This window comes from Zhongshania aquimaris, from assembly GCF_019312595.1.
Classification (GTDB): Bacteria; Pseudomonadota; Gammaproteobacteria; order Pseudomonadales; family Spongiibacteraceae; genus Spongiibacter; species Spongiibacter aquimaris.
The window spans coordinates 161623-176564 of sequence record NZ_JAHWDQ010000004.1; the positions used below are offsets into that span (position 1 = coordinate 161623).

The following is a 14942-nucleotide window of genomic DNA, read 5'->3' on the forward strand; positions in this document are numbered from 1 at the left end:
ATTAGGCTTAGCCATAAAACTCGCAGTGATGATTAACTCATCTTCTGCAAAGCAGCGACGGTAGCTTATGGCTTACGTCGCTGCTGTTTATTTCAATCTTCAGGCGCGCGGAAAGACGCTGAGTAACGTCCCTATCATTAGCGACTCTTTTATTTCCAATAGCGGTTGGGGGCAGCTACTTAATATTGATAATATTGCTACTTACTAGACGGCACGGCCAATCTGCCATCTAGCGCGCAATACAATTGCGTGACACTTCAATCACCGAAAAGGCACGAAAAAGAGTCATCTATGCTACTTCGTATCTGTTTTGCTCTTCTCCTCTCCTCACCAACTATCAGCTTCGCGGCGGACTGCGAGGACAGAGAGATCTTTACCGGGGAGTTACTCACTCGCGCCATCACTCAACTCGTTCAGAACTACGGCGAGTCAGCTAGCAAGCAGGCTATCTCCCGCTGTGAAAGCGGGCCGGGATCAAAACGCCAGATCAAATTGGCGGCCCACGAGCAAGACGACAACTTCACCTACTACCGCATGGTCAGCTGTGACCAGGGCCGAGCCGCAGACGACGTTAGCTGCAAGGCCAGTGAAGGCAGGCGCATCAAATATCAGGGTACCACCATCGATACGGACTCTGCCGCAGGTGATAGCGATAAAAATGCGAAGTTTACCGAAAACTACCTGCGCGCACTTGACTGCTTCAGCGCCGGATTGCAAGCCGGCACCGTAAAGGCGCGCAAATACAATCGCCTGCTCGATACCACTCTAGATATCCCGCTGCCCGTAGACAGCGTGATTAACTCAATTCATTTACTACCCGGCTTTCAGCGCTACATTATCAACGCTGGCGCAGAGCACTTTCGTTTCAGCGTCGAACTCGATAAAGAATACGGCTGCTTTATTGAAGTGTTGAAATAGCATATTACGCTTGCCGCGCCAGATAGCGATCGAGCTGGTTGGCGAAGGCTTGCTTGTCTGCCGAACTGTAGGCGGGCGCACCGCCGCTGTGTACCCCTGAGGATCGCATGGTGTCCATAAAGTCACGCATGTTTAAGCGACTTCGGACATTGTCTGCCGTTAACAATTCGCCTCGTGGGCTCAGCGCCAAAGCGCCCTTTTCTATTACTTCGGCAGCCAAGGGAATATCACTGGTAATCACCAAGTCGCCCGCCTGCGCGCGGCGCACTATTTCATTGTCCGCCACATCAAAGCCACTACTTACCTGCACAGCTGAAATATAGGGTGATGGCGGCACCCGCACCGATTGATTCGCGATCAAGGTCAACATAATTTTGGTTCGCACCGCCGCCTTAAACAAGATTTCCCTTACCACCACTGGACATGCGTCCGCGTCCACCCAAATCGTCACGACCACCTCATTTTTCAGTTAACAAAACACCTGTACTCGACAATTTCAGCACCGGAATCAAACACAGGCCGATAAGCAGCCCTAGGGAAAGTACGAATACCGACCTTGTTATAGCTACCGTAGCATGACGAGGTCGCGGAAAACCAAGAGAGCCGAACGATGCAGAGCTCTATTGCATGAAAGACCTATTTACAGGCTTAAAAATAAATCACCACACTGAAACGGGAAAAACACAGCCCAATGCCCGTTATCGCCTTTACTACGACAAAATGAAATGCCTGCATTTACTAGTATGGATAGTCAGCGTCATCTCAATTATTACCATTGGCGCTTACATCGACAAAGTCAATAATCACACCTATAAAATAAGCTCTCGCGACCAAGCAGACAAAGAGCTCCAAATTATCGCCGCGAGACTAGAAGGCAATATACTAGGCAATCTACAAACCTCTAAAGCCATGCTGTCAGCAATTTATTCTAACCCAAATATCGATCAAGAAGGCTTCGCTAAATTTGCAAAACCCTTATTCGATGGCAGCGCGCAGCTCCGCAATATTAGCGCCACACGTAACCTAACGCTGCAGTATATGTACCCTGTAGAGGGCAACGAGAGCGCAATCGGTTTCGACTACAATAAACGCCCAGATCAACTCAAAGACTTGCTTCGCGCACGCGACACGCAACAAACCATCATCTCTGGCCCGTTTGAACTTATCCAGGGTGGGCAGGGACTTATCGCCCGAATACCAGTCGTTATAACGAATGCGGAAGATCAGTCGGCAAGCGTATGGGGCACCGTGTCCGCTGTCATCGACCTACAGCGCTTGTATGAGGCCAGCGGCCTGCTGGCAATAAATTCAGAGTTGAATATCGCAATACGCAAGCTAGGGTCGGATTCCTCAGCAGTGTTTTTCGGCAACACCAGCTCCTTTGTCGAAGATGCTCGTCCCGTTACCGCCGAAATATCCATGCCCTCAGGAGAGAAATGGCAGCTCGCTGCCATACCCAAAAGCGGCTGGCCGACACTAGCTAATAATGCCAGTGCACTGAGGACTTATCTCGTTATTGCAGGTCTAGCCATCTTTTCAATGATCGCGGCCATTCTGCAATTGGTTGTACGCCGTCAACGACACAATTTTTTATTGCATAGTCTTTTTGATTTATCACCCAACGGCATTGCACTTAGCGACTTTGAAAGCGGTGATTTTTTGCAAGTTAACGATACCCTGCTCGCCAGCACAGGGTATAGCCGCGAAGAGTTTATAGCCCTAAACGATTGGCAGCTAAGTGCAAAAAATGCCGAAGAAGCCGAGCAATATCAAATACGAGCGCTACAAAAAACCGGTCGCTACGGCCCTTATGAACGCAACTATATCCGCAAAGATGGCAGTGAATTCCCGGTGCGGCTGAGCGGCTTATTAATTCATGACGACTCCGGAAAAGCCTTTGTCTGGTCGATAATCGAAGATATTTCTGCACAAAAGAAAACGGCCGAGATCATGCAACGCCAGCAATCGCTAATGCGCTCAATGGGCGCACAAGCCCGCGTTGGCGCCTGGGAATATATCGTCAAAGCCGACAAAATGTACTGGTCGGAAATGACCAGAAAAATATTCAAAGTAGCCGACGATTTCACTCCAAGCTACCAAAATAATAATCAGTTCTATCACACCAGAGATTCGCTGTTACGAATTAACAAAGCAATAAAAGAAGCAATGGAAGACGGCGTCCCCTTCAGCGAAGAGATAAAAATACGCGCGGCGAACGGGCGCGAAACCTGGGTTCACATTACCGGTCAAGCCGAATTCCACGACCAGAGCTGTATTCGTGTCTATGGTTCAGTGCAAGACATCGATAGTCGCAGAAAAGTACGAGATGAACTTATCGACGCCAAAGAAAAAGCAGAAGCCGCCGTACACGCCAAAAGCGAATTCTTAGCCGTTATGAGCCATGAAATACGCACACCAATGAATGGCGTGCTAGGCATGCTAAATCTATTAGAAAACTCTCCGCTAAATAAAGACCAAGAACGTAAAATCAATGTCGCGAAAACAAGCGCGCAATCCCTATTAAACTTGATAAACGATATTCTCGATTTTTCTAAAGTCGACGCCGGCAAGCTGCAATTAGAAAACATTGTTTTCAATATCAGAAAACTGTTTGACGACATCGGTGCGAGTCAAGCCTTAAACGCCCATGAAAAAGGGCTAGAATTAATCATTGATCAAAGCGCGATTAATCAGAGTTGGGTATCTGGTGACCCAGCTCGCCTACGTCAAATTATTACCAATTTATTAGCCAATGCCATTAAGTTCACCGCGCAGGGCAACATTATTCTACGCGCCGGATTGCGCTCCAAAAATGGCAACTTGATTCTAAGCTGCGCCATTACCGACACTGGCATTGGCATCCCCAATAGCGAAATAAAACGACTTTTCTCACCGTTTACACAGATCGATGCCAGCACAACCCGCAAATTTGGTGGATCTGGACTAGGCTTATCTATCTGTAAGAATTTATGCGAGCTAATGGGTGGTAGCATTTCCGTCGCCAGCGCCTATCACGAAGGCAGCACCTTTACATTTACAGTTTGCCTAAAAGATTGCAGCGACCGCGACACCGCAGATCAATTCAATCTAGATACAACACGTAATCGTGCCGTATTTATCCTTGACGACAATAAGGCGTTCGCAAGTTCTATTTGCAATCAACTTAAAAAATGGAAAGTCGACGTTAGCGCTCCAGAAAGTGCCAATGATTTAATCTTACAAGTGGAATCCGAGGCCAAAGACGACGCAGAAAAACTCGTCATCATCGGTATGACTGACGAACACCAAAGCGATACGGTCGCACTGTGCACCAAACTTCGCCAAAACCCTCACTTTGACTGCGCAACAATTGTGATAGTAGCGTATACCGATATTGCTGACGGCGAACAACTTTCACTCGCCGGTGCCAATGGCTTTTATCTCAAGCCGATTTCATACAGTGATCTCACATCAATCCTTAAGCTCAAGCCACATGAAAAGGCATTCCCAACAAAAGCGGCAAAAGGAAAATTAAGCAACTTAGACGCAAGCGATACCGTTGCCATTTCGCGCACTCATCAAAAACAGGACGCGTTCAGCCAACACAAGGTGCTATTGGTTGAAGACAATCCGGTTAACCAAGAAGTAGGACGCTGCACCTTGACGGAAATGGGATTTGACACCGATGTCGCGGCCAACGGCCAAGTAGCACTGCAAATGTTAAATGCCACTCCGAACGACATGCCTTATGCACTGATATTGCTTGACTGCCAAATGCCGGAAATGGACGGCTACCAAGTTTGCAAGCATATACGCAACGGTAGCGCAGGCGATGATTATCGCTCTATCCCCATCATCGCGCTCACTGCAAATGCGATGTCTGGTGATAAAGAGAAGTGCATTAGTGCGGGAATGAATGACTATCTACCCAAGCCCTTTACCCCGAGCAATCTAATTGAAAAGCTGCAACGCTGGTTACCTACAGAGACCTTAACGCCAAGCCCCGCTTTACCGACTTCGCTACCACACGTAGACCCCGCAAATAGCAGCTGCGACGAAGGGGCAATTTGGATTAAAGAAAGGGCACTAGAAAGTGCTATGGGGCGTCAAGAGGTGCTTAAGAAATTACTGACTTTATTCTGCGAACAAATTAGTGCCCAACTCAAGGAATTGGACTCCGCCTATACTGAGTCAAACCACAACGAGATGGCGTCCATCGCCCATGCCGTTAAAGGTAGTGCAGCACAATTGCACGGCATAAAATTGCAAGAGTGCGCCGCTAAACTTGAGCGCGCCGCGAAAGATCAAAACAGCACAGACGTCGACCAGCTCTACAATGACTTCAAACAACAAAGTGAAAACCTCAGGAACTGCTTCAAAAGCTATTTAACGCCAAAACACACTGCAGCGACCAGCACCGCATTAAACTGATCAAATTTAAAATTTGCCAAGACTCGGCTTAGGGCTTCCACGGCTTAGCGCTTATACTGCGGTCAACTTGGCGGCATTTATCAATCATGAATTTCGAACTTTGGGCTCAGCGACTAAATACGGTATTGATCCAGAATCAATCTTTATGGCGTCACAATGCCTACAGCAACTTCACAGCGTCACCAATTGACGACAATGCCGTTCTTGGAGATTTTCTACTTGCGCTTAATGACGATGAATTTGCGCAACTACAACGCAATGACCAGCAACTGCTCACACGCTTAATTCCCTACTTTCCGCCCGCCGTCGAATTGCTTGAGCTAATCACGATCACATCAGCACCTGCAGCCTCCCACCGCGAACCACCCGTCGGTATTCCCGGCAATAAATGGCAGCAAATCCAGGCGTTTATCGATGCCCACCCAACTAAAATAGGCGAAACCCAGGCAAACCAAAACCCAGCGCTCCTCAACAATACACCCGCCATTGAATGGTGCAGTGGTAAGGGCTATTTAAGTGAAGCATTATTCTCTCGCTATGCACTAGACTCTGTTGGTCTTGAAATTGACGCAAGCCTAGTGGACTCGGGAAATAAGCGAGCTGGAAAAAGCGCGGGGCGAACATACCAAATTGTGAAATGCGACGTGCTCAGTGAGGGTGTATTTAACTTCGTCAATTCATCAACACAGATCCTAGCGCTACACGCCTGCGGCGGACTCCATCAACGCCTTTTAAGCGTTAGCGCGACAGCGCACAGCCCGCGTATCAGTTTTTCGCCGTGCTGCTACCACCGCTTTAATCACGGCGAATATCAAGCGCTTTCCAGCTCAATGAAGGCTAGCGCACTGTCATTATCCAATAGCGATCTGCGTACCGCCGTGCGACAAACCTGCACTGCAGGGGCGGGCGAAACCGCCGCTAGGCGACGGCTCCAAGCCCGCTATATAGGACTTAGAATTTTACTTGCTGAACAGGGTTTCGCCACTGACACAGCTCTACCCTCAAGCCCTCAGCACTGGAGCAAGGTGCGTTTTCGGGATTGGGTAAATGAAATACTCAGCCGCAAATCAATCGCCGTCACCATTCCGACCAATATCGCTCAGTATGAAGTCGCGGGTGCACAAGGTCTGCGCAAAGCGGAACGACTCGACCTTATTCGCATGGCATTTCGACGGGCGATAGAGCTGCGCTGCGTACTCGACAGTATTTTATATCTACAAGAACAGCATTATGACTGCACGCTCAGTGAGTTCTGCCCCAGCTCACTCACGCCACGAAACCTGCTTGTTCAAGCCGTAAAACGCGCAGCAATATAAAGGCAACTAAGGTAATCCAACGCCGCTCATCGCTGCGGTGTTTCACACTAGGCAGCAATCGGGGATAATGCCAGCTTTTCCCGCGACCATCCTCAGGAATCCAGTAATGACACTTCAACGCCTCCGCCTCGCCAAGAACGAAGACAAACGTCTGCGCAGCGGTCATTTATGGATTTATAGTAATGAGATAGACGCCAGCGCGACACCACTGCGCAATTTCTCGGCGGGCGAACACGTTATTGTGGAAAACCAACAGGGCAAGAGCTTGGGGGTTGCCTATGTTAACCCCCAGTCTCTAATCTGCGCTCGACTCATGAGTCACGATGAGCGGCCTATCGATGTGAACTTTTTAAAAAAGCGGATCAAATCCGCCCTCGCGCTGCGCGAAACCCTGTATGAACACCCCTGCTACCGACTTATCTATGGTGAGAGTGATTTACTACCGGGCTTAGTTGTCGACCGTTTCGGCGACCACCTCTCAGTACAGCTCAACACTGCAGGCATGGATGCAATGCGCGACATTATCATTGAAGCGCTTGTGCGCATGCTGCAGCCGCAGTCAATTCTGTTACGCAACGATGCCGCAGTTCGTAAACTTGAAGGGCTGGAGCTAGAGGTTGTCACTGCCTATGGCGAGGTTCCAGATGAAGTAGAACTGATTGAAAACGGTGTGCGTTTTCTCGCGCCACTGGCTGCGGGTCAAAAAACCGGCTGGTTCTACGACCAGCGCCCCAACCGCGAGTGGCTGCGCACCTTAGCCCCCGGCAAGCGTGTGCTAGATGTATTTAGCTATGTGGGCAGCTTTGGTGTGCAAGCTGCTGTCTTTGGCGCAAGCGATGTTTGGTGCGCTGACATCTCCGAATCCGCGCTTGATATGGTGCACAAAAACGCTGAGCTCAATGGCGTTGCCGATAAACTCAGCACCGTACAAGGCGATGCTTTCACAACGCTAAAATCATTGAAAGAAGCTGACGAACGCTTCGATGTCATCATCGTAGACCCACCGGCGTTCATCAAACGTAAGAAAGATCAGAAAGAAGGCATTCTAGCCTACCGCCGTATCAACGAGATGGCCATGCGCTTGCTAAACCACGACGGCTTTCTTATCTCAGGCTCTTGCTCAATGCACATGCCTCGGGAGGAAATGCTAGATTTAGTCCGCGCCTCTGCGCGACATATCGATCGCCACGCCCAAATTCTTGCGGAGGGTATGCAGGGAGCCGACCATCCAGTTCACTCGGCAATACCTGAAACGCGCTATTTAAAAGCCGTATTGAGCCGAATTTCCCGCACCTAACTTTTGGCTAATAACTCGCTTCGCAAGCTCTAATCAATAAAGGTAATTCAAAAACTAAGTCAGCGTAAAACGCCGCGGCGATTATTTTCGCGCGGTCTTACTTAAGCGTTTCACCTTGTACATGTGCTGATCTGCGTATTTGAGCAAGGATTCGTAGTCTGTGGCGTGCTGCGGGTAGATAGACCAGCCGATACTCGCCTTCAGCGTGTATTTCCCTTCCTTGAGTGAAAGCGGTTCTTGCAGGATCTCCTCAATCCGTCGCTCGCCCCGCTTCGCATCCTCCTCATTTCCCATGTCGCGGCTAATAATGCAGAACTCATCACCACCAATACGCGCCACCGTATCAATTTCCCGCACTCGATGCCGCAAACGGCGACTAAACACTTCTAATATCTCGTCGCCAAAATGATGACCATATTGATCATTAGCCTTTTTAAAATCGTTTAAATCAATGAAGAATAAGCAGAATGTACTTCCACTCTGTTCACAGCGAGAAATCTCCATTTTTAATAATTCCAGAAAATGACGCCGATTGATGGCCCCGGTGTGTGCATCATGATTGGCTAAGTAATGATATTCACGCCGCTCTTTCAATAACTTTTCGCGCAAGCTTTTAGAGGTTTTATTGTAATAAAGCGCAACAAAGGCAATGAAAAAGTGGGTTGTAAAAATGCTGACAAAAAAGGCAAGGCCATCATCAACGTCGGGCATCGCATTTTGTATCGGAATACCTAAGTAAGGCGCTGCGAACAGCAGCGACCACGATAGCGCCGCTAGAAGACCCCAAATTATTCCCGCCTTAAAATCGATACTGAGCGCAGCAACGGCAGGGAAAATAATCAGACAAATCGCCGCAGGAGATTCAATCCCGCCAGTCATCATGGCGAGATAGATCAAGGCCAAGCCAAGAAAAGTAATAAGAGTATTCACTGCGAAAACACGCTGATTCAATGTTCGCAAAATATAGATCGACAGCAGTGCGCCAACACCAATGAAGATGAAGAACAGCCTTATTATATGTACGCTGTGCTCCCCCAAAGGAAGAAAATACGTGGCAACAAAAATGATAAGCGAGACATAAAACAGGACGCTAAGGATTAAACTGGCGACAAAACGATGACGATACAATCTTGCATTGCCGCCACCTGTTTTAGAGTGAAATGAGTCTACCAATGAAAGTATGTTAAAACTCTTGAACTTAAACATCCTAAGCTAAATATCCCTTATTAGCGCACTTCACCTGTAAATCATCGCGCCACAAGCTAAAGCAAAACTACAACCACTGGCCCATTTCTGCAAATTATGGCGGCAAGCCAGTGGCGAAGCAACTCGCAAGCGTCATTCCTAGCCACACATCACCCTCCTGCGCTGAGCAGCACTATTTGAAATCAGCCGCACTGTGCCGCTCAACTACCTGGGTCTTCTCATCGCCCCAGGGACGGTTCACACGAAGCCCACGCCGCACCGCTGGTCGCTCAGCGATCAACTCTGCCCACCGTACAACGTGACGGTACGAGGCAACATCAAGAAATTCAGCGGCATCGTATAGACGACCTTGCGCCAGCGCACCGTACCAAGGGAAAGTCGCCATATCTGCAATAGTATAGTTGTCACCACATAAATAGGTGTTTTGCGACAGGTGCTTATCCAACACATCTAGCTGTCGCTTTACCTCCATCGTGTAGCGATCAATGGGGTATTGATACTTTTCTGGCGCGTAGGCGTAAAAATGTCCAAATCCACCGCCGAGAAAGGGAGCGCTACCCTGCTGCCACATTAACCACGACTGACAAGCAGCTCGCTCAGCAGGATCTTTGGGGTAATAAGCATCAAATTTTTCAGCTAGATAGAGCAGAATGGCCGCCGACTCGAAGACTCTTATCGGCGGGCTTACACCTCGATCAAGCAAGGCGGGGATTTTGGAGTTGGGATTTATTTCCACAAAGCCGCTGCCAAACTGTTCCCCCTCGCCGATATTGATCGTGTAGGCGTCGTACTCTGCCGCATTAATACCGAGCTCTAACAACTCCTCTAACATCACTGTCACTTTCACCCCATTGGGGGTAGCCAGTGAATGCAGTTGCAGATCGTGCTCACCTACCGGCAATGCTTTCTCGTGGGTAGCGCCAGATATTGGCCGGTTGATATTGCTGAATTTGCCGCCGCTTTGATTGTCCCATTTCCACACCGCCGGTGGCGTGTAGGTATTAAAGTCTGCCATTGGAAGATTCTCCCGCTAAATATCAAAAATCAATCTTGTTACTTAAATCGATCGCCGTGTTCGTTCACTCTATCAATAGATTACCGCACGTGCGAAACCTAGGGCGACGCCACACAACATCCAATCTGCAGGGAGTTTTCTCCGCATCACCAAAGATCAATGACTAGGCGACGCCACTGACGCCTCCTGCGCCACTTTGGCTCGACGCCAAAAGCCCTGATGAATTGCCAGCGCGAGAAAAATCAAACCCGCCCCCAGCAAAATCGCCACAGTCACGGTCTCATTCGCCACCAGCACGCCCAATACGATTGCAAGTACCGGCGTAATAAACGGAATCAGAGACACTGTCTCAACAGCCATGTGTTTCAGTATTGAATAGTAGGCGACAAAGCCCACCAATGAGCCAAACAGCGACAAATACAATAACGACCCTAGGGACTGCGAGCTAATATAAATAGGCTCAACACCAAAGACAAACACCCAGCTCAGTGCCATTCCCGGCAAGGCAAATGCCATTGCGCCAAGTGCTTGTTCAATGGGTTCAACCGCCATTTCTGCGTTTAGCTTTTTCACCCACAATGCACTTGCCGAAAACAGCACATTCGACAGCAACATAAGCCCAATGCCGATATAGCTATCTCCCGTCACGCTCACATCGTCAAATACAATGCACAGCAGGCCCAAGCCGGCCAAAACAATCGCAAATACCTTGCGCGGCTGCAATAGATTTTCACCCAAAATAGGCCCCGCAAGTACGGCGGTAAAAAATAGCGTCAAACCAAATAGCAAGGCAATAAGGCCAGACGGCAGATACTCGGCAGCGAAATACACCAATGCCATATTGGGAAAAAGACTGATTGACGCCGCAAAATACAATTTCCAGTGGCGACGAATCGCTAGCCCCGCAAAGCCGCCAATGGTACAAATAATGCTGCCCACGCCAAAGGCCAATGCAATTCGCATGGTTAGACCCGCAATTGGCTGCAGGGAATCACCGCCTAGCTTTATTGCTAGCGGCGTTGTGGCCCAAATAAATATGACCAATACATAGGTCAATCTTACAAGCATGATCGTCTACCTGAATACTTGCCGAGTCATTTATCTGTGGCCAGAAACGAAAAAGGCCGCAGAGAGTGTCTGCGGCCTTTGAGAAATTTTGCGTTTTACATCAATGCATCATTTTTCTGCCGCACGCCACACCACCCAGCGCAATGCGAGATTGCGTTTGGCTGCAGCAAACATGACAGGACAAAGTGAATACATGATTTTTGACTTTCCGTTTTAAATAGGTGAAAACCCCTCGACTATAGGAGAAGAGCATATATCTACGCAAGCTTTTCTTAATCGTAATATTGGCACAAATAGACAAGGTCAGAGTCAACATCACGATTAGCAATCTAGGCCCTACTACTCAAAACGCTTACAGAACAGTCTTTCAAACGCGGTTATAGATCCTCTAAGCGATTCGCTGAGTGCGTCATCAACATCAGTTGATGCTCTTCCACATCAAGCAACTGTTCCAGCATGTCAGCAGCGGGCGTCGTCCCATAGCGGCTAAGTAAATGACTAAAAAGCGCTATCAACTGCTCGTGAATATCCCTAACCCGATCCATAAGTTGATTAGCCGAGAGTGTCGCCCACTCTTCGTCCTTAGTCGACGTATCTGGCAAAGGCTGTTTATTCAAAAACTCAGTGCACCACGTCCCAAGAGCATTATCACTTTCAACATGGTCAAATGTAGACACCGTCTTAGCAAGCTGGCGCTCATGATCGGCTATATAGCCGCTAAGCATTTTTGTGCGTTCATCGTCAGACGCCGCAACACTAGACTCGATAAAAGTAGCGAAATTACGGTGGAACTCACCTGACCATGCAACCACATTGCCAATTGTTTCAATTTGCATTTTCGCCTTCCTCCTGTTCGCCATTAACTCGCAGCTCAACGAGCATCCATGTTAGTTGTGACAGGCGAATTTGCGCAGATACTCACGAGAATTAATTGAGTACCGCGACGATTTACTAATAGGCCTTGAAAATGGGGGCTTCAGGAGGGATAGTTTTTTTGATAGGTCTCGGCCCCCATCGCCTCGATCTGTAGATCAATCATTTTATAAAACGCCGGCAAAATGGCAGAGTAATCTGATTCTGGCACCAAACCATTAAGCGCTGCGACCGCCGCCTCAATAGTTGACAGGCCGTCTTGTCGTGGCGATTTTCTGATTTTATATTGCGATGTCTTCGTCGCTTGAATCGCTACACAAGGCAATTCAGCCAGCCAAGAATTTAAATACATTAGCCGTGCAACCTTTCTCCACGTGCCGTCTAATAGAATAATATTTTTAATATTTTTGCGCTCTAGCTGATCGGCAGTAACGGCATTTTCTGCGGGAAACACCAGCACAGTCTCCGCTCGCCAATCAGGCCCGAGTATCGACAGTGGATCGAAATACTCACCAACCAGTCGCACCGCGCCGACGATAGACTTCTCTAGAATTGGCGCAGAAGAAAGGGCATGCCTAGCTTCCTTTTCATCTTGCAAAATGACGACACGATAAGGACAAGCCATGCTGACAAGTACATCGCAGAGGCAGGTTTTTAGAGGTCGTTCACAATCTGCACACGCAGCGCGCTTTGTCATACGGATACCAACAAAATAGTAAGTAAAACATAGCAGAGTACTTTCGTAACCGCCTTGTTTTCATTTAGTGCCGCCTAGACCACCTTAAACAGAGTCTGGTTAAAACCGACGGATGGACGTTGGTGGTTTTTACAATCTCAACGCCGCTATCACGTGCTTGTCGCGTGCATAGCTTTGTTATTGGTTTTTATCTCGATCGCACTCTTAAATGCATCAGCGTTTTCGAGTCTTTCCATAATGTCCGAATCGGGCAAGCAATTACTATCGACGAATTTCACCAACTCAGGAACAGGATCGCAAAACAATATGTCTAGAGACATACGATCCATTCCGTATATTCCTCGATGAATCATATTTGCACTAAATATCAGTAGATCGCCAGCATCTAGTTCTACTGCTTTACCCGTCGACAGGTTTTCATGATTCTTGCGGCCATTGCGCTCCAAGCGCACATCGAGTTCATCGTCTTTATCCCAGCGCCTATGGGTTCCTGGAATTAGCTCTATCCCGGGCTCATCGCTCAAAGGAATGCGAAAGTGAACAACGTTTGGTCCTAGTAAAGCCTGTTTTTGCTCATCAATAGACATATGGTACTGAGGATCTCTGTGCCAGTAGTTTTTTTGACTTTCATTTACAGGGTCAAAAAACAGCTGGGTGTTCATGAAGGTTGGACGATCACCCATGATAGAAGTAACAACATCCATGAACTTGGCGGAACCTATGAATTTGAAAAATGACTCTCTCTCATCATTTTTTAAATGCTCTTTTGCCGTCAAATACGCAGAGTTCACAGCTTTTTCTGCGTAGAACTGTGCATTTTTTCGCTTCCACGACTGATGAAATTGAGTGGCCGTTTCACGTAGTTTCTTAAGATCGTTCTCTCTGACAAAGCTTTTAAAAACTACATATCCGTTCTCTTCGTAATCTTTATTCATGTGTATACCAATAGCGCTTAGCATCAGCGGCGCGCACCTTTGGCGCGCCCGCTGGATGCTTTTGTTAACTCTTTTTTCTTTAATGACTCTTTGATATATTTTGATACTGAGTCAATTTCTGGGAACATTGTAGCCACATTTATTCCGAGAGTGGCTAACTGACCAAGAATTTTATTTTTACCTGATTTGTTAATAATTAGACGATATGGTTCTGAACTATAATTAAGAGAGTTTATATTGTCAGTTGAGAATCGATACGAGTCAGGGACTCTGGCAGGTTTAGTTTTATTTCCATTAATGCCGAAAACAAAAAAGGCTCCATCCTGCCTAATAATTCTCGGATTATCTAACTTTGGCTTGACGCAAACAACTGACTCAAGATCACTTTCAACTATAACAGGAGAGAAATAAGGCTTCTCTTCCTTTATCTCATGTAGTAGATAAGTAATTTGTTTTTCCTTATTAAATTTTTCTTTATCTTGTCCTTTGATACTTTGAATTTCAAAATCTTCTGGCCTTTTGGCAAGGTTAGTAAGAATACTTACAGTGTCACTATCGTAATATTTAACCTCTTTCTTGGGTACTTTAAAAATTAGCACTTCTGCATCCTTATCTAGGTTTTCATTTACCGCAAAAAACAATGCTGCAAGTGGGTTAGCGGTTAAATCCAATAAACGAGTTGGTAAAGAATAGTGTTGCATTTTTACTAGTTTTTCAAAGGCAGTTTTTATTTGACTGAAATCATTGGGGCATTTCATTATGATTTCACGATACATTCGGTGTTCGTTATTTATCCATTCCGTTTCTCTATAGATAGAAGGGGTCAGCTTAAAGCCTTCATAATCTGAATGTCCGCGAAAATAATATACAGAATCAGATGGGGTATCGAGTTCAAGCTTTTCAAGCCGCTCAATAAATGTTTTGATGCTACCTATTTTCTGATTTTCCCTTATTCCCATTTTTATATCCAATTTCTATTTAGAACTAACAACAAATTCAAATGCATTACGCTTTATAACTCGTGTACACGGCGAAACGAAGGTTTGAGGTGATTAAGCAGGATAGTTCTATTTAAATCAGGAGGATAGTAAGTCTGAAATGATTTTCCATTTGTGTGCATCCTGCATTCGATGTGGAACCCCTTAGCTATGAGCATAATCGCTTATTAAGAAAAATCAATTACTTAAGTGAATTCCCTCAGAATTAG

Annotated in this window: 12 protein-coding genes; 4 read left to right on the top strand and 8 right to left on the bottom strand. The window is 47.1% G+C overall.

Features of this window, described 5'->3' with window-relative positions:
• Positions 1-291: 291 nt before the first annotated feature.
• On the top strand, positions 292-918 hold the full coding sequence (locus tag KXJ70_RS15160; RefSeq protein ID WP_219044373.1) for a hypothetical protein: 627 nt from the start codon (positions 292-294) through the stop codon (positions 916-918).
• Between the two features lie 4 nt (positions 919-922).
• Here the strand turns inward: KXJ70_RS15160 and KXJ70_RS15165 are convergent, their stop codons facing one another.
• Positions 923-1369 carry a YaiI/YqxD family protein gene (locus KXJ70_RS15165; protein WP_219044374.1) on the bottom strand — a complete coding sequence of 149 codons (447 nt, stop codon included), beginning with the start codon at positions 1367-1369 and terminating at the stop codon, positions 923-925.
• Positions 1370-1545: 176 nt separating this feature from the next.
• Between KXJ70_RS15165 and KXJ70_RS15170 the strand changes: the two genes are divergently transcribed.
• From KXJ70_RS15170 to KXJ70_RS15180, 3 genes are all read left to right on the top strand, one after another.
• A complete protein-coding gene (locus KXJ70_RS15170; protein ID WP_219044375.1) occupies positions 1546-5328 on the top strand; it encodes a response regulator in 3783 nt (1260 codons plus the stop codon).
• 86 nt (positions 5329-5414) lie between these two features.
• On the top strand, positions 5415-6644 hold the full coding sequence (locus tag KXJ70_RS15175) for a methyltransferase (RefSeq protein WP_219044376.1): 1230 nt from the start codon (positions 5415-5417) through the stop codon (positions 6642-6644).
• 106 nt (positions 6645-6750) lie between these two features.
• Positions 6751-7941 (top strand): class I SAM-dependent rRNA methyltransferase, encoded by a 1191-nt coding sequence (locus KXJ70_RS15180; protein WP_219044377.1) that lies wholly within the window; start codon positions 6751-6753, stop codon positions 7939-7941.
• Between the two features lie 81 nt (positions 7942-8022).
• Here KXJ70_RS15180 and KXJ70_RS15185 read toward each other — a convergent pair whose 3' ends face one another.
• The 7 genes from KXJ70_RS15185 to KXJ70_RS15215 form a co-directional block, all read right to left on the bottom strand.
• Positions 8023-9147 (bottom strand): GGDEF domain-containing protein, encoded by a 1125-nt coding sequence (locus KXJ70_RS15185; protein WP_219044378.1) that lies wholly within the window; start codon positions 9145-9147, stop codon positions 8023-8025.
• Positions 9148-9319: 172 nt separating this feature from the next.
• Positions 9320-10162: a glutathione-dependent disulfide-bond oxidoreductase gene (yghU, locus tag KXJ70_RS15190; protein WP_219044379.1), complete on the bottom strand. Its 843-nt coding sequence runs from the start codon at positions 10160-10162 to the stop codon at positions 9320-9322.
• Positions 10163-10318: 156 nt separating this feature from the next.
• Entirely contained in the window at positions 10319-11230 is a 912-nt protein-coding gene (locus KXJ70_RS15195; protein WP_219044380.1) for a DMT family transporter, read from the bottom strand.
• 377 nt (positions 11231-11607) lie between these two features.
• On the bottom strand, positions 11608-12066 hold the full coding sequence (locus KXJ70_RS15200) for a hypothetical protein (RefSeq protein WP_219044381.1): 459 nt from the start codon (positions 12064-12066) through the stop codon (positions 11608-11610).
• 140 nt (positions 12067-12206) lie between these two features.
• Complete coding sequence (locus KXJ70_RS15205; RefSeq protein WP_219044382.1) at positions 12207-12800, bottom strand: tRNA-uridine aminocarboxypropyltransferase; 594 nt, start codon at positions 12798-12800, stop codon at positions 12207-12209.
• 149 nt (positions 12801-12949) lie between these two features.
• Positions 12950-13735: a phytanoyl-CoA dioxygenase family protein gene (locus tag KXJ70_RS15210; RefSeq protein ID WP_219044383.1), complete on the bottom strand. Its 786-nt coding sequence runs from the start codon at positions 13733-13735 to the stop codon at positions 12950-12952.
• A gap of 23 nt (positions 13736-13758) precedes the next feature.
• Positions 13759-14694: an FRG domain-containing protein gene (locus tag KXJ70_RS15215; protein WP_219044384.1), complete on the bottom strand. Its 936-nt coding sequence runs from the start codon at positions 14692-14694 to the stop codon at positions 13759-13761.
• Positions 14695-14942 lie beyond the last annotated feature (248 nt).